The sequence below is a fragment of the Rhodanobacter sp. IGA1.0 genome (genome assembly GCF_040208325.1).
GTDB classification, from domain to species: Bacteria; Pseudomonadota; Gammaproteobacteria; order Xanthomonadales; family Rhodanobacteraceae; genus Rhodanobacter; species Rhodanobacter spathiphylli.
In genome coordinates this window covers 618,520-634,776 of record NZ_CP157948.1, presented here as the reverse complement: position 1 = coordinate 634,776, position 16,257 = coordinate 618,520, and the positions used below count along the sequence as shown (strand labels likewise).

Here is a 16,257-nt window from a genome sequence, read left to right as displayed (position 1 = left end):
ACCTCCCCGATCGCGGCCCGCCGGCTGGCGGGCCGCACTTTTTTGAAACCCCTTTCCCGAAAGACGGCGTACCTGCCATGTTTCCGCAAACCAGCCGTCCCGCATCGCCGGCGCCGATCTCAGAAACCACCGACGAGTCCCGCCTGTTCGATGGCGTCGACCTGCCACGGCTGGCTGAACGCATGGGCACGCCGCTGCACGCCTACTCGGCCAGCGCGATCCGCCAGCGCATCGATGAACTGCACGCCGCCCTGCACGGGCTGGACGCACTGATCTGCTACGCGGTGAAGGCCAATTCGAACCTGGCCATCCTGCAACTGATGGCGAATGCCGGCGTGGGCGCCGACATCGTCTCGGTGGGCGAACTGCGCCGCGCGCTGCATGCAGGCATCCCCGCCGAACGCATCGTGTTCTCCGGCGTCGGCAAGAATGCGGATGAAATCGCCGGCGCGCTGAACGTCGGCATCCAGCGCTTCAACGTGGAATCGCACGACGAACTGCTCACCCTGCAACGCGTGGCCCGGGCCCAGGATGTGGTGGCGCGCGCCGCGGTGCGCATCAACCCCGACGTGGATGCACAGACCCACGCGAAGATTTCCACCGGCAAGTCGGAGAACAAGTTCGGCGTCAGCATCGACGAGGCGCGCCGCTGGTTCGCCGAACGCAAGTCGCTGAGCCACGTGCAACTCGATGGCCTGCACGTGCACATCGGCTCGCAGATCCTCAGCGTCGAACCGTTCCGGCTCGCGCTGCAGCGCGTCGCCGCGTTCTGGCGCGAGCTCGAACAGGCCGGCCACCCGATCCGCAGCATCGACGTCGGTGGCGGGCTCGGCGTGTGCTACCGCGCCGGCGTGGACCAGCCGGTGGCCGCCGCCGACTACGTGGCCGTGATCCGCGCAGCGCTGGCCGGCTATCACGGCCGCCTGCTGCTGGAGCCCGGCCGCTACCTGGTGGCGGAGGCCGGCGTGCTGCTGACCCGGGTGATCCGGGTCAAGCCGGGCGAGCAGCGCCAGTTCCTGGTGCTGGACGCGGCGATGAACGACCTGCAGCGCCCCAGCCTGTACGACGCCTGGCACGACATCGTCCCGGTCATCGACGAGGGCCGCCCCGTCACCACCTACGACATCGTCGGCCCGGTCTGCGAAACCGGCGACACCTTCGCCCGCGGCCGCGAGTTGCCCCGCTGCGATGCGGGCGACCTGTTGCTGATCAGGGCCACCGGCGCGTACGGTGCATCGATGGCGTCCACCTACAACTCGCGACCGCTGGCCGCCGAGGTGATGCTGCAGAACGGCCGCTATGCCATCGTGCGGCGCCGCCAGCACTTCGAGGAAATGATTGCCGGCGAGCAGCCGGCCCGCCAATGGGAGACCGCATGAACACCATCCTCCGCCTTGCCCTGCTCGCCGCACTGGCCGCCAGCACCGCCGTATCGGCGCGGCCCGTACAGGACCCGCCGGTCACCATCGACAGCCACGTCGACATCCCGTTCAACTACATGGGCGAGCCGCGCTTCGACGCCGGCAAGGACACCCGCCTGCTGGTCGACCTGGGCAAGATGGAACGCGGCGGACTCAACGCGGCGTTCTTCGTGATCTGGGTGCCGCAGCACCAGCTCGACGCCGCGGGCTACGCCAAGGCGGTGCAGCAGGCCAGCCAGAAGTACGACGGCATCGGCCGCATGCTGATGATGTATCCCGACCGCATCCGCCTGGCCACCACGCCCGAGCAACTGCTGGCCAACCACAAGGCCGGCCTGCTCTCGGCCACCATCGAGATCGAGAACGCCTACTCGCTCGGCCACGACCTGCGCCGCCTCGACGCCGCGTACGACCGCGGCGCGCGCTCGGTCGGCCTGGTCCACGTCGGCAACAACGACCTGTGCACCAGCTCGCTGCCCGACACCGAGCACGGCGAGCCGGCGATGAACAGCGCCGGCGACCGGGGCATGAGCGACTTCGGCCGCGCCGTGGTGAAGCGGGCCAACCAGCTCGGCATGATGATCGACATCTCGCACGCCTCGGACAACTGCGTGCGCGACGCGCTGAAGGCCTCCGCCACGCCGATCATCGCCACCCACTCCGGCGCCCGCGCCGTGCTCGACCATCCGCGCAACCTGCCCGACGACCTGCTGCGGGCGATCGCCGCCAAGGGCGGCGTGATCGACGCCGTCGCCTACAAGGAATTCCTCAAGAAGGACCCGGGCCGCGAGGCCGCGGAAAAGAAGCTGCAGGACGCCGTGGCGAAACAGGCCGGCGAAAAGAAGTACGACAGCGACAGCGACGACTACCGCCCCGAGATGGAAGCGGGCATGGCCGAGATCCAGAAGAAATACCCGCTGGCCACGCTGGACGACTACGTGGAGCAGATCCGCCACATGGTGGAGGTGGCAGGCATCGACCACGTCGGCATTTCCTCCGACTTCGACGGCGGTGGCGGCATCACCGGCTGGAAAGACGCCAGCGAAACCCGCAACGTCACCGCCGCCCTGCGCCAGGCCGGCTTCAGCGACGCGGATATCGCCAAGCTGTGGGGCGGCAACCTGCTGCGCGTGTGGGGCGAGGTCGAGCGCCATGCACAGCACTGATCAAGCATTGCTCCCTCCCCTGCACCGCAGGGGAGGGCTGGGGTGGGGTGCTCTTGCTCTTGCTCTTTCTCTTGCGCTCCTGCTCGCCGTCCCGCCCGGCGCCGTCGCCCAAACCTCCAACCCCGCCTACGACAAGATCGTCGACGCCACCATCGCCCGCTACCACCTGCCCGGCATCGCCGTGGGCGTGATCGAGAACGGCAAGGTCGTCTACACCCGCACTGCCGGCGAAACCGTCGCCGGCTCCGGCCGGAAGATCACCCCGCAGACGCTGTTCAAGATCGCCTCCAACAGCAAGGCGATGACCACCGCCCTGCTCGGCCGCCTGGTCGACCAGGGCAAGCTGCGCTGGGACGATCCGGTGACGAAGTACCTGCCGGAATTCCGCATGCACGATCCGTGGGTCACCGCGAACATGCGCGTGGCCGACCTGCTCACCCATTCCAGCGGCCTGCCCGAGGGCGGCGGCGACCTGATGCTGTGGCCGGAGCCGAACGCGTTCACCCGCGCCGACATCATCCACGGCCTGCGCTTCATCAAGCCCGGCTACAGCTTCCGTTCGCAATACCAGTACGACAACCTGCTCTACGTGGTGGCCGGCGAAGTCGCCGCCGCCGCAGGCGGCGCGTCGTACGAAACGCTGATGCATCGCGAAGTGTTCGCGCCGCTGCAGCTGGACCGTTGCCAGGTCGGCGCGTGGAACCGCGACACGGTGGGCGACGTGGCCACGCCGCATCGCCGCGACGGCGAGCGCAACGTGCCGATCCCGGAAGCCGCCGCGATCCCGGCGATCACCTCCGCGCCGGCCGGCGGCATCCGCTGCGACCTCACCGACATGCTGAGCTGGGCGCGCAACTGGCTGGTGCCGACCCACGCACAGCTGCAGTGGCTGTCGCCGGTGCAACGCGAGGTGCTGCAGGCGCCGCACATGCTGATTCCGGTCTCCGCGCAACGCCGCGCCTGGGACCACTCGCACGTGATGGCCTACGGCTACGGCTGGCGCATGACCGACGTGGACGGCCAGTGGCTGGTCTGGCACACCGGCACCCTGAACGGCATGTACTCGATGCTGGCCCTGCTGCCGGATCGCAACAGCGGCTTCGTGTTCATGATCAACGGCGAGGCGGACGATGCGCGCACCGTGCTCGGCGAAATGCTGACCAAGCACTTCACCGCGCCGGCCGAACCGCGGGACGTGAACTGGTACGCCGACGCGCTGGAGCAACGGGCCGCGCAACGCCCCGCCGACGCCACGGCGCCGGACACCTCGGCACAACGCCCGGCCACCACCACCGAACTCGCCTCATGGACCGGCGCCTACCGCGACCCGTGGTTCGGCGGCGTCTCGCTGTGCCCGCGCGACGGCAAGGTCCGTTTCGCCGCCACGAAGTCGCCTTCGCTGACCGGCACCGTGATGCGCCTGGGCGAGCGCTACCTGGTGCACTGGGACGGCGGCGAGCTCGATGCATGGCTCGATTTCCACGCCGCCTCCGCCGGCACGCCGACCACCTTGCGCATGGCCAAGCTCGATCCGCAGGGCGACTTCAGCTCCGACTACGAAGACCTCGACTTCCAGCGCACGGGAGACTGCCCATGAAGGACGCGCCCCTCGCAAAACCCCTTCCCCCGCTGGCGGGGGAAGGTGCCAACTGCGAAGGCAGGATGCCGAAGCGGACGGCGAAGCCGGCCCGAAGGGCGTGCCGCAGGAGCGGCACGCAAGGCGGATGGGGGGCTTGGGGTCGGCGTGTGCCCCCACCCGCCCTCCGGGCACCTTCCCCCGCCAGCGGGGGAAGGAAGGTTGTCTTGGCCTTGATGTTCGGCCTCTGCATCGGCAGCCTCCACGCCCAGGACAAACCCGCCCTGTCGCCCGCGAAAACCGCCGCCGAAGCCAACCTGGTCGACATCCGCACGCTGGTGCCCGACATCGCCGAGGACATCAAGTACGCCGGCAGCGACAATTTCATGGGCACGCCGGCGGACGGCTATCGCGCCCCGGCCTGCCTGCTGCTGCGTCCGGTCGCCGAAGCGCTGGCGCGGGTCGAGCGTGACCTGCGCACGCGCCACCAGCGCCTGAAGATCTGGGACTGCTACCGCCCCGCCCGCGCGGTGGCGCATTTCGTGCGTTGGGCCCACGATCTTTCCGACCAGCGCACCAAGCCGCAGCACTACCCGCGCCTGGACAAGTCCGAACTCCTGCACGGCTACATCGCGGAAAGCTCCGGCCACAGCCGCGGCGCCACCATCGACCTGACCATGCAACAGTGCGCCGCCGACGGCAGCCGCTGCATGCCGCTGGACATGGGCACGGATTTCGACTTCTTCGACGTGCGCGCGCACACCGACACGCCCGACGTCACGCCGCAGCAGCACGCGAACCGCCTGCTGCTGCGCGACGCGATGGAGCGCGAGGGCTTCCGCAACTATCCGATGGAGTGGTGGCATTACACCCTCGACCCGGAACCGACGCCGCACACGCTCTACGACGTGCCGGTGCAGTGACCCGAAACCCGCAGCGCAAAGGCGACATGCCATGTACAAACCCCTTGCCAGCCTCGCCGTTGCCGTCCTGCTCGGCGGCTGCGCCTCCGCCACCAAGCCGGTCGATCCCACCGATGCGCTGATGGCGCGCTACGCCGGCGACGTGCCCGGCGCCTCGCTGCTGGTGCTCAAGGACGGCAGGGCCATCGTCAGCCGCAGCTACGGCCTGGCCAATCTCGAGGACCATGACGAGACCACGCCGGCCACCAACTACCGGCTCGCCTCGGTGAGCAAGCAGTTCACCGCGGCGGCGATCCTGCTGCTGGCCGAAAGCGGCCGGCTGCACCTCGACGACCCGGTGCGTCGCTGGCTGCCCACGCTGCCGGAGACGGACTCCGCCGTCACCCTGCGCCAGTTGCTGACGCACACCGGCGGCCTGGTCGACTACGAAGACCTGATTCCGCCCGGCACCACCGCCCAGGTCAGCGACAACGACGTGCTGCGGATGCTGTCCGCCACCTCGAAGAGCTATTTCGCGCCGGGCACGAGCTATCGCTACAGCAACTCGGGCTACGTGCTGCTGGGCCTGGTGGTGGAACGCGCCTCCGGCGTCAGCCTGCCGCTGTACCTGCAGCAGCACATCTTCCGTCCGCTGCACATGGACCACACCCTGATGTACATGAGCGGTGGTCCGGAAGTGGAGCATCGCGCCTACGGCTACAGCGAAGAGCACGGCCAGTGGACGCGCACCGACCAGAGCGTCACCAGCGCCACCCGCGGCGACGGCGGCATCTATTCCTCGGTCGAGGACATGGCGAAGTGGGACGCCGCGCTGTACGACAACCGCCTGCTCAGCGACGCCTCGCGCCAGCTGGCCTTCAGCCCCCACGTGAAGGTCACCGGCGAACCGTACGAGGCCAGCTACGGCTACGGCTGGCGCATCACCGGCGACACGCTGTGGCACTCCGGCGAAAGCATCGGCTTCCGCAACGTGATCGTGCGCTGGCCGAAGCAGCACCTCACCGTGATCCTGCTCAGCAACCGCAACGGGCCGGAACCGTACCGCACCGCGCTGGCGATCGCGCAGCCTTACCTGCAGGAACCGTGATGTCCCGTCCGCTCCGTTTGTCGCGCAGCGTCGCCGTCCTGGCGCTGGTCGCCCTGCTCGCCGCCTGCGCCCACGCGCCGCCGCGCAACCCGCTGGCGACCTGGGTGCCCTCGCCCAACCACGACATCCGCCGGCCGGTGCTGATCGTGGTGCACTTCACCAACCAGCACTCGGCGCAGGAAAGCCTGGACACGCTGCGCACGAAGAACAGCGGCGGCCCGGTGAGCTCGCACTACCTGGTGGGCAGCGACGGCCACATCTACCAGCTGGTGTCCGACCAGTTGCGCGCCTGGCACGGCGGCGGCGGCCACTGGGGCACGATCACCGACATCAACTCCGCCTCGATCGGCATCGAGCTGGACAACGACGGCCATTCGCCGTTTGCCCAGGCGCAGATCGACAGCCTGTTGCGCCTGCTCACCGACCTCACCACGCGCCTGCACATCCCGCGCACGCAGGTCATCGGCCACCAGGATTTCGCGCCCACGCGCAAGGACGATCCCGGCCCGCTGTTTCCGTGGCCGCAACTGGCTGCCGCCGGCTTCGGCTTGTGGCCGCAGGGCGAACTGATCGATCCGCCCTCAGGCTTTGATCCGTGGATGGCGCTGGGCCTGGTCGGCTACCCGCTGGAAGACCGTGCCGCGGCGGTGCGCGCGTTCCACAACCACTACCGCGGCATCGGCGGCGATGAGCTCGACGCGCAGGATCTGCGCATCCTCTACAACCTGGCGCAGATCGTCGAACGCGGCACGCCGCTTAGCGACTGAGCGTTTTCGCGGACGGCCCGGCGATCCGCCGTAGATCGGACGCCGCGTCCTCGAAGCGCGGCATCATGGCCGGCGTGGCAGCCCGCAGCGGAAACGCCAGCACCTGGTCGGTATAGGTCTCGATCAGGGCGCTGAACGGCCGGTTGCCTGCGTCGTACAGCAGCGCACGATGCTGCAGGATCGCGTGGGGAATCGCCTGCGTGCCGGCTGCCGCGGACACCGACCACAGCACCCGGGCGCTCAGTGTCCTGCGCCGGAAATGCAGCGCCCGCACCACCTTGCCGAACGGCACGTCGCTGTTGTCGAGCTGGTGGTTCATCGCCGCGGTGAGGCGACCGGGCAGATACCAGTTGTCCGCCTCCGACAGCACCTGGTCGCCGCAGGCCAGTTGCACCCGTCGGTATTTCACCCGCTGGTCGGCTCCCGCCATCAGTTGCGCGCGCAGCTCGGGCGGCAGCGGCTTGTCCACGCCGCGCACCCGGTGCGCCACCACGCGCGCCGGCGACGCCATCCGATGCACGGCGCACCAGCGTTCGAGCGTCAGCGTGGCGCTGTCATGGCCGAGCAGGTCGGCATTGAGGGTTTGCAGCATCCGCTGCGCCTGCATCCGTCCCTGCGGCGTATCACGCCAGCCACCGGCAACCGGTTCGCGTGCGACGGCGGCGCTGCCGACCAGCAGCGAGAACAGGACAACCGAGGTGGCACGCCGCAGCGATCGAGTCATGGTCATCTGTCGCGCGCCTGCCGCACGGGCAGCGACGCGCGACTCCCGGGAAAACCCGAGCCTGCCGGAAGTGGCCTCACACTTCCAGCCGGTCGCCCGGCCGCGCCACCAGCGCGTACAGCGCCGGCATCAGGAACACGCTGATCAGCAGGCGGGTGAACAGGCCGCTGACGATGACCAGGGCGAACGGCCGCTGTGTATCGGTGCCCACGCCGGTGGCCAGCGCCGCCGGCAACAGGCCCAGCGCCGCCACCAGCGCCGTCATCATGATCGGGCGCAGGCGCAGGATCGCGCCTTCGCGGATTGCCTCGGCCACCTCGACACCGTTGCGGCGCAGTTCGTTGACGTAGGAGATGTACACCACGGCGGTCTGCACCGAGACCCCGAACAGCGCGAGGAAGCCGATCCCCGACGACACCGAGAACGGTGTGCCGGTCAGCCACAGCGCGATGATGCCGCCGGCCGGCGCGGACAGCACCACGCCGAGCACGGTGATGAACGGAAACTTGAAGTTGCTGTACAGGGTGAACAGCAGCAGGAAGATCAGCCCCACGGTGAGCGGCACGATCAGGTTCAGCTGTGCGCGCGAGGCGGTGTATTCCTTGTACTCGCCGCCCCAGTCCAGCCGGTAGCCCTGCTGCAGTTTCACTTTCGCATTGACCTGGGCGATCGCGTCCTCCACCGCGCCGGCCAGGTCGCGGCCTTCCACCGAGAACTGCACGCCGATGTAACGCGAGTTGTCCTGCCGGTAGATGAAGGAGGCGCCGTTGGTCACCTCGATATCTGCGAATTCCTTCAGCGGCAGCTGCTGGCCGCCCGGCGTGGCCACCAGGATGTTGCCGATCGCCTCGGCGTTGTCGCGATACTGCCGGTCCAGCCGCACCACCAGGTCGAACTGCTTCTCGCCCTGGATCACCTCGGTCGCCACGTCGCCGCCGATGGCGGTCTGGATCAGGCCGTTGATGTCGTCCACGTTGAGGCCGTAACGGGCGATCGCCGCGCGCTTGATGCGGATGCTGAGGCTGGGCTGGCCCAGCTCCTGCACCAGGGTCACGTCGCGGATGCCGCGCACCTGTTCCAGCACGCGCTTGATCGCCTTGCCCTTCGCCTGCAGCGTGTCGAGGTCGGGGCCGAACACCTTCACCGCCAGCGCGCTCTTCAGGCCGGTCTCGGCTTCGTCCACCGCATCCTCGGCCGGCTGGGTGTAGTTGAAGGTGATGCCGGGGAAGCTCTGCAGCTTCTGGTTGATCGCTGCGGTCAGCTCGGCCTTGTTGCGGTACTTTCCGGTCCACTGCGAATACGGTTTCAGCCCGACGTAGAACTCGACGTTGAAGAAGCCGGTGGAGTCGGTGCCGTCGTCGGGCCGACCCAGTTCCGAGGCCACCGTGGTGACCTGGGGGAACGAACGCAGGATGTCGCGGATCTGCGGGGTGATCTTCGCCGATTCGTCGAACGAGATGGTGTACGGCATGGTCGCGCGCACCCACAGCGCGCCCTCGTCCAGGTGCGGCATGAACTCCGCGCCGATGCGCGGGATCAGCAGCAGCGACAGCCCCAGCAGCAGGGCCGAGGCGATCGTGGTGAGCCACACCCGGGCCAGGCAGAAGTCCAGTCCCCGGATGTAGACCGACCTGATCGCCTCGAACGCGCGGTTGCGCCGTTCGCGCACGCCCTTGCGCATCAGCCACGAGCACAGCACCGGCAGCAAGGTCAGGGTGACCACCAGCGAACCGATCAGTGCGAACACCATGGTGTCGGCCATCGGCTTGAACAGCGTGCCGGACGGGCCGGACAGCACGTAGATCGGCAGGAAGCTGACCACGATCACCGCCACCGCGTAGAACAGCGGGCGATCGACTTCGGCCGCCGCGTCGCGGATCACCTCGATCAGGTTGAACTTCGTGCCTTCGCGATCGGCGAGCTGGCGGTGGATGTTCTCCACCATCACCACCGCCGCGTCGACCAGGATGCCGAAGTCGATCGCGCCGATCGACAACAGGTTGGCCGACGCGCCCTGCAGGTCCAGCCCGATGAACGCGACCAGCAGCGACAGCGGGATGGTCACCGCCACGATCAGCCCGGCGCGCACGTCGTACAGGAAGAAGATCAGCACCACCACGACAAGCAGCATGCCGCGCAGCAGGTTGTCCCTGACCACCTGGGTGGTCACCGCGACGAGATCGCTGCGGTCGTAGAACGGATGGACCTTGATGTCCTTCGGCAGGATCTGTTCGTTGAGTTCCTTCGTCTTCGCCTCGACCCGCTTCAGCACGTCCTGGGTCTTCTCGCCGGTGCGCAGCGAGATCACGCCCTCGACCGCGTCGTTCTTCTGCTCGAAGCCGAACTGGCCCAGCCGCGGCGCGACGCCGATCACCACGCGGCCGACGTCCTTCACCAGCACCGGAGTGCCGTCGTGCACGGCCAGCACCACGTTGCCGATGTCCTCCAGCGTCTGCAGCCGGCCCACGCCACGCACGTAGTAGAACTGGCCGCCCTGCGCGTAGAAGCCGCCGCCGGCGTTGCCGTTGTTGGCGGCCAGCGCGGCCTGCACCTGCTGCGCGGTGAGCCCGACCCCGGCGATCTTCGCCGGGTCCAGCAACACCTGGTACTGCATGCTGCCGCCGCCGAAACCGGAGTCGTCGGCCACGCCCGCCACGGCGCGGTACTGCGGCTCGACCACCCAGTCCTCGAAGGTCTTCAGCTCCATCGGCGAGCGGTCGGAGCTTTGCAGCACATAGCGATAGATCAGCCCCGACGGCGACGACAGCGGCGACACCGACGGCTTCACCCCGTCGGGCAGGTCGAGGTCGCCGAGCCGGTTGAACACCTGCTGGCGCGCGAAATAATTGTCGGTGCCGTCGTCGAAGGTGAGCGTGACCACCGACAGGCCGTACAGCGAAATCGAGCGGACGTTGTCGGTCTTCGGAATGCCGGTCATGCCCTGCTCGGCCGGCACCGTGATCAGCCGTTCCACTTCCTCGGCGGTGTGGCCGGGCCATTGGGTGACGATCTCCACGCTGGGCGGCGACAGGTCGGGATACGCATCCACCGGCAGCCGGTGCAGCGCATGCACGCCCGCACCGACCAGCACCAGCACCAGCAGCGCAACCAGGAAACGCTGCGCCAGCGAGGCGCCGACGAGCCGGTTCATCAGCGACGCCGCGCGCGGCGGCATGGGCGGCAGGTGCTCGCTCATTGGTTTTGCATGAACTGCACGAAGATGCCGCCGTCGACCACGATGCGGTCGCCGGCCCGCAGGCCTTCGCTGATCAGGTAGCCGTCGCCGCTGCGCGTCCCCATGGTGACATGGCGACGGGCGAAGCTGCCATCGTGCTGCAGCAGGTAGACGAACGGCAGGTTCTCGTCGTCGCGCAGCAACGCCGAGGCGGGAACCCGCAGGCCCTCGCCGGCCTGGCGCGACTGGATGCGCACGCGCAAGTACATTTGCTTGCGCAGCACACCCTCGGGGTTGTTGACCACGATGCGCGCGGCGATCGCCCGGGTATCCGGGTTCACCACCGCGGCGATGTTGTCCACCGTGCCGGGCCACTCCTCGCCCGGCGTGCCGGCATCCACCTGCGCCGGATCACCGACCCCGATCCCGGCCAGTTCCGCCGCCGACAGTTGCGCCATCACCCACACCTTCGACAGGTCGGCCACGGTGAAGCACGGCGTGCTGCCGGCCTGCAGCAGCTGCCCGGGAGTGATCAGCTTGTCCACCACGGTGCCGGCGATCGGCGCGCGGATGACGCCCTGCACCCGCGCCACCGTGCGACCGGCCTGGATCGCCTTGATCGTGGCCGCATCGACATCGAGCGCCACCAGCGCCTGCAGCGCCGCATCGCGATCGGCCTCGGCGCTGGCCGCGTCGATCTGCGCCTGCTCGGTTTCGCGCCGCGACACGCCTTCGTGTTGCAGCAGGTCCTTGTCGGCGTCGGCCAGCCGCCGCGCATTCCGCGCCGTGATCAGCTCCTTGCGATAGCTGCCGATCGCCGCGGAGAAGTCCGGCGAATCCACCAGCGCCAGCGGCTGGCCCTGGCGCACCTTGTCGCCCGGCGCGACCAGCAGTCGCGCCACCGGGCCGGAGAATGGCGCCAGCACGCTGGTGGCCTGGTCGTTGTCGAAATCCACCACGCCGGTGGTGTCGACCGTGCGATGGAAACTCGCCGGCGCCAGCGTGAGCAGGCGGATGTGCTGGCGCTGTGCCGCGGTCATCGTCACGTTCTTCGGCGTGTCGGCCGCCGCAACCTGCGGCGCGGCGGATTTCGAGGAACAACCTGCCACGCCGATGAGCATGCCCAGCGCAAGCAGGCAGGCCAGGCGAACGGGCGGCGTGCGAGGCGCCACCGAAGAGGATCTGCTTTTCATCGATGTCCCGGGTTGTGCCTTGGCTGATCCGAAGAAGCGTCGTCCGCATGCCACCAGCCGCCACCCAGCGCCTGGAACAGCGCGGCGGTGTCGGCGTAGCGACTGGCCTGTGCCTGCACCAGCGCGATGCGCGCCTGCTGGTAGCCCTGCTCTGCGGAAAGCAGCGACAGATAGCCGGCGTAGCCGGCCTGGTACTGGCGCCGCGACAAGTCCAGGGTGAGCTTCGCGGCCTGCTCCGCGCCGGCCGCGGCCTGCAGGCCCTCGGCGTCGTGCTGCAACGCTGACAGCACGTCGGCCACGTTCTGGAATGCGGTCAGTACCGTGCCCCGATATTCCTCGGCGGCTTGCGCATAGGCGGCCTTCGCCGCCCGCTCCTGATGCAGCAGGCTGCCGCCCTGGAAGATCGGCGCAGCCAGGTCCGCGCCCACGCTCCAGAAGCCGGTGCCGGACTTGAACAGCTGGTTGATCGCCAACGCCGTGCTGCCCGCATTCGCGCTCAGCGAAAGGTTCGGCAACCGGTTGGCGATGGCCACGCCGATCTGGGCGCTGGCCGCATGCATGTTCGCTTCGGCCTGGCGCACGTCGGGACGTTGCACCACCAGCGTCGAAGGCAGGCTCAGCGGCAACGCCTGCGGCAGCTGCAGGGCGGCGAGATTGAACGACGGCGACGACGCCTGCTCCGGCAACTGCCCGGTCAGCACCGCCAGCAGGTGGTTCTGCTGCTCCAGCTGGGTCAGCAGCGGCGGCAGGCTCGCCCTGACCTGCGCCAGCTGCGCTTGCTGCGCGGCCAGCTCGAGCCCGCCGGCATAACCCTTGTCCCGCTGGTACTGCAGGATCTGCACCATGTGGGCGTTGATCCCGACCAGCTCGCGCGTCGCCCCGACCTGCGCCCGCAACGACGCCTGCTGCACGGCCGCGGCCACCACGTTGGTGCTCAGCGTGATGCGCGTGGCCAGCATCTGGAAACGCACCGCCTGCTGCTGCGCCTGCAGCGACTCCTGCGTGCGCCGGTTGAGCCCGAACACGTCCGGCACATACGACACGCTGACCTGCGGGGTGAACAGGTTGTACAGGAACGCGTTGTTGCTGGGCACCGGCGCCAGCGCGCCGGGCGGGTCCTGCTCGCGGCTGGCCGACATGCCGACGCTGACGCTGGGGTAGCGGGCGCCGCGTCCGGCCCGCGTGGTTTCGCGCGCCACGTCCAACGCGGCCTGCGCCGCCTTGAGGTCGGCGTTGTGCGCCAGCGCCTGTTCGACCAGTGCGTTCAATGCGGTGGAATGGAACAGCGTCCACCACTGCGCGGGAATATCCGCGCCGGCGACGAAATGTTGCGCCCGGCCGCCAGCCACGTTCGCGCTGGCCGTGCTGGCGGGCAGCGGACCCGCGGCCACGCTGGCCATGTCCGGCGCAGACGGCCGATGAAAATCCGGCCCCACCGCGCAACCGCCGATCGCCAGCGCGGCGATGGCCGCGACAAGCAGCCGCCCCGGGGAACGCACCCGCCCGAACATCGCAGCCGTCACTTCGACGGCACCGGCAAGCGCTCGAACCACGGATTGTTCATGCGGAGGCGTCTGCACGGAAAGATCGGGGCCGCAACGATATAACGTACCAAGCCGTGGCGAAAGCCTGCAAGAAATTACGTCGAATCCGCTTGTCAATTGCGGACCGCCCGCCTAACGTGGCGCATCTCCCGGCCATGACCCGGACCGAGAACCCGCACCATGACGGACCTTGCGTGCCCCGTATCCAACGGCTCCCCGACTTGGGGATGGCTGGATCTGTTCGCCTGGAAGCTGGTGCCGGAACGACTCGGCGGCGGCATACCCTTCATCCAGCGTTTCAAGGATGCGTGGGTCCGGCACAACCGGAAATTGATCACCTCGAACGCGGCGCAATACGCCATGCCAGCCGAACTTCTGGCAGGCGTGTGCTGGATCGAGGTGGGCGGCGATCCCGACTCCATCGATCGGGTGGCCTTCGACGTGCGCTCGTTCGACTGGAGCGGCCCGGACTGGATTGATCGGCACCTCACGGTGACCCATCACCCGGCCAGGACATCGTTCGGCTCGGTCAGCATGCAATTGCGCACGGCATCGCAGACCCTCGGCATGGACCCGGCCCGGATGTCGCACGCACAGTTGAGCAACCTTGCGGACTGCCTGCAGAAGGATGTGTTCAACATCGCACTGGTCGCCCGTCACCTGCGCATGCTCATCGATCACGACGGACTGCAGACGCAGCCGCCCGCGCTGGGCATGGATGAGGTTCGCATTGCAGGAGCGCGCTACAACCGCGGCATCGGCCTGAGCCTGGAGCAGATCCGCAAGAACACCAGCTACGGCGATTTCATCGTGAAGTTCTGGCCCCGCTTCAGCGGTCTGCTCAAGTGAAACCGGCAACGACCCGACTTTTCGCCAGGATCGCCGCGTGGGCGCTGTTCGCGTGGGGAGCACTGGTGTTCCTTGCCCTGCCCGTCCATCGCTACGACTGGATGCAGCAGATGGATCCCTCGATCACCGCACCGCCGGATGCCGGCTCTGACAACGGCGCGATGTTCGCGCTGCTGCTGCTGGCCGCGATCGTGATCAGTCAGGCCGCCCTGATCGCCACGGCGAAGTCGCGCCGGGAACGCATCCTCGGCATCGTCGTCGTCGTCGTGGCCATCGCGTTGTGGGCATCCAGGCATTGGCGCTGACCGTCCGACGCCTGCTCCCGGACGGTGGCCGCATGCGGCAGTAGCGCTACAACCCTTTCGCCGCCTGCGCCACCGCGCGGAACAGCGCGCGGCCCTTGTTCATCGTCTCTTCCCACTCGGCGGCGGGATCGGAGTCGTAGACGATGCCGGCGCCCGCCTGCACGTGCAGGCGGCCGTTCTGGATCACCGCGGTGCGGATCGCGATGGCGGTGTCGGCGTCGCCCCACCAGCCGATCCAGCCGATTGCGCCGGCATAGATGTTGCGCTTGTACGGTTCCAGTTCCTGGATGATCTCCAGCGCGCGGATCTTCGGCGCGCCGCTGAGCGTGCCGGCCGGGAAGGTGGCTTTCAGCACGTCCATGTAACTCAGGTTCGGCTTGGCCGTGCCCTGCACCTGCGAGACGATGTGCATCACGTGCGAGTAGCGCTCGATCACGAACGATTCGCTGACTTCGACCGTGCCGTTCTCGCTGATCCGGCCGATGTCGTTGCGGCCCAGGTCGATCAGCATCACGTGCTCGGCGCGTTCCTTGGGATCGGCCAGCAACTCGGCTTCCAGTGCCTGGTCTTCTTCGTCGGTGGCGCCGCGCTTGCGGGTGCCGGCCAGCGGGCGCACCACCACCTTGCCGTCCTTCAGCCGGGCGAGGATTTCCGGCGAGGAACCCACGATCTGGGTATCGCCCAGGTCGACGAAATACATGTACGGCGACGGGTTCAGGGCGCGCAACGCGCGGTACACGTCGACCGGTCGCGCGTTGAAACCCACGCTGAGCCGCTGCGACGGCACCACCTGGAAGATGTCGCCGGCGCGGATGTATTCCTTGGCCTTCTCGACCATCGCCTCGAACTCCTCCTTCGTGAAGGAGGATTTGAAGTCGCCCTCGTCCAACGCGACCGACTGGGTCAGCTGGGGGTACGACGCGCCGCCCTGGCGCAGCCGGTAGACCAGCGCATCGAGCCGGCGCTGCGCCTCGGCGTACGCCTGCGGCTGCGACGGATCGGCGTGCACGATCAGGTACAGCCGGCCCTTGAGGTTGTCGAATACCGCCACTTCCTCGGCCAGCATCAGCAGCACGTCGGGCGTGCCCAGCTCGTCGGCGCGATCCCACTGGGCCAGCCGGGGCTCGATGTAGCCGATCGTCTCGAAGCCGAAGTAGCCGACCAGGCCACCCGAGAACGCGGGCAGCTGCGGCAGCCGCGGCACGTCGTACTGTGCGCGCAGTTTCTCGATTTCGCCCAGCGGATCATCGAGGTGGCGACGTTCGGTGACCTCGCCCGAATCCTCGACCTCCAGCTCGTGGCCGCGCAGGCGATACACCCGCTTCGCCGGCAGGCCGATGATCGAATAGCGTCCCCAGGTGGCGCCGCCCTCGACCGATTCGAACAGGAAGGTGTACGGGCCATCGGCCAGTTTCAGGTACACCGACAGCGGCGTGTCGAGGTCGGAGAACACCTCGCGCACCAGCGGTATGCGGGTGTGGCCCTGGGCAACCAGCGCGTCGAATTCGTCCCGGCTGATTTTGTCTG

The 16,257-nt window shown here is 68.4% G+C and carries 13 protein-coding genes; 8 read left to right on the top strand and 5 right to left on the bottom strand.

What is annotated here, in order from left to right; genetic code table 11:
- Positions 1 to 77 precede the first annotated feature (77 nt).
- From lysA to ABNK63_RS02715, 6 genes are all read left to right on the top strand, one after another.
- Positions 78 to 1,379, top strand: coding sequence for a diaminopimelate decarboxylase (lysA, locus tag ABNK63_RS02740; RefSeq protein ID WP_350016626.1), 1,302 nt, complete (start codon positions 78 to 80; stop codon positions 1,377 to 1,379).
- Positions 1,376 to 2,587: a dipeptidase gene (locus tag ABNK63_RS02735; protein ID WP_350016625.1), complete on the top strand. Its 1,212-nt coding sequence runs from the start codon at positions 1,376 to 1,378 to the stop codon at positions 2,585 to 2,587. The genes lysA and ABNK63_RS02735 overlap by 4 nt, the downstream gene beginning before the upstream one ends.
- 79 nt (positions 2,588 to 2,666) lie before the next feature.
- A complete protein-coding gene (locus tag ABNK63_RS02730) occupies positions 2,667 to 4,184 on the top strand; it encodes a serine hydrolase (RefSeq protein WP_350017181.1) in 1,518 nt (505 codons plus the stop codon).
- 215 nt (positions 4,185 to 4,399) lie between these two features.
- Entirely contained in the window at positions 4,400 to 5,086 is a 687-nt protein-coding gene (locus tag ABNK63_RS02725; RefSeq protein ID WP_350017180.1) for a M15 family metallopeptidase, read from the top strand.
- Between the two features lie 31 nt (positions 5,087 to 5,117).
- Positions 5,118 to 6,173 carry a serine hydrolase domain-containing protein gene (locus ABNK63_RS02720; RefSeq protein ID WP_350016624.1) on the top strand — a complete coding sequence of 352 codons (1,056 nt, stop codon included), beginning with the start codon at positions 5,118 to 5,120 and terminating at the stop codon, positions 6,171 to 6,173.
- Positions 6,173 to 6,940 (top strand): N-acetylmuramoyl-L-alanine amidase, encoded by a 768-nt coding sequence (locus tag ABNK63_RS02715; protein WP_007807343.1) that lies wholly within the window; start codon positions 6,173 to 6,175, stop codon positions 6,938 to 6,940. Before ABNK63_RS02720 ends, ABNK63_RS02715 begins: the two co-directional genes overlap by 1 nt.
- Here the strand turns inward: ABNK63_RS02715 and ABNK63_RS02710 are convergent.
- From ABNK63_RS02710 to ABNK63_RS02695, 4 genes are all read right to left on the bottom strand, one after another.
- Positions 6,930 to 7,664 (bottom strand): hypothetical protein, encoded by a 735-nt coding sequence (locus tag ABNK63_RS02710; protein ID WP_202946797.1) that lies wholly within the window; start codon positions 7,662 to 7,664, stop codon positions 6,930 to 6,932. The genes ABNK63_RS02715 and ABNK63_RS02710 overlap by 11 nt on opposite strands.
- Positions 7,665 to 7,740: 76 nt before the next feature.
- Positions 7,741 to 10,860, bottom strand: coding sequence for a CusA/CzcA family heavy metal efflux RND transporter (locus ABNK63_RS02705; RefSeq protein WP_350016623.1), 3,120 nt, complete (start codon positions 10,858 to 10,860; stop codon positions 7,741 to 7,743).
- Positions 10,857 to 12,032 carry an efflux RND transporter periplasmic adaptor subunit gene (locus tag ABNK63_RS02700; protein ID WP_350016622.1) on the bottom strand — a complete coding sequence of 392 codons (1,176 nt, stop codon included), beginning with the start codon at positions 12,030 to 12,032 and terminating at the stop codon, positions 10,857 to 10,859. Before ABNK63_RS02700 ends, ABNK63_RS02705 begins: the two co-directional genes overlap by 4 nt.
- Complete coding sequence (locus tag ABNK63_RS02695) at positions 12,029 to 13,585, bottom strand: efflux transporter outer membrane subunit (protein ID WP_350016621.1); 1,557 nt, start codon at positions 13,583 to 13,585, stop codon at positions 12,029 to 12,031. Before ABNK63_RS02695 ends, ABNK63_RS02700 begins: the two co-directional genes overlap by 4 nt.
- A 171-nt stretch (positions 13,586 to 13,756) precedes the next feature.
- On the opposite strand from ABNK63_RS02695, the gene ABNK63_RS02690 reads away from it, so the two are divergent.
- Both ABNK63_RS02690 and ABNK63_RS02685 read left to right on the top strand, forming a co-directional pair.
- Positions 13,757 to 14,425 carry a hypothetical protein gene (locus ABNK63_RS02690; protein WP_007807353.1) on the top strand — a complete coding sequence of 223 codons (669 nt, stop codon included), beginning with the start codon at positions 13,757 to 13,759 and terminating at the stop codon, positions 14,423 to 14,425.
- Positions 14,422 to 14,730: a hypothetical protein gene (locus ABNK63_RS02685; RefSeq protein WP_350016620.1), complete on the top strand. Its 309-nt coding sequence runs from the start codon at positions 14,422 to 14,424 to the stop codon at positions 14,728 to 14,730. Before ABNK63_RS02690 ends, ABNK63_RS02685 begins: the two co-directional genes overlap by 4 nt.
- 46 nt (positions 14,731 to 14,776) lie before the next feature.
- Here the strand turns inward: ABNK63_RS02685 and trpE are convergent, their stop codons facing one another.
- A complete protein-coding gene (trpE, locus tag ABNK63_RS02680; RefSeq protein ID WP_193385062.1) occupies positions 14,777 to 16,249 on the bottom strand; it encodes an anthranilate synthase component I in 1,473 nt (490 codons plus the stop codon).
- Positions 16,250 to 16,257 lie beyond the last annotated feature (8 nt).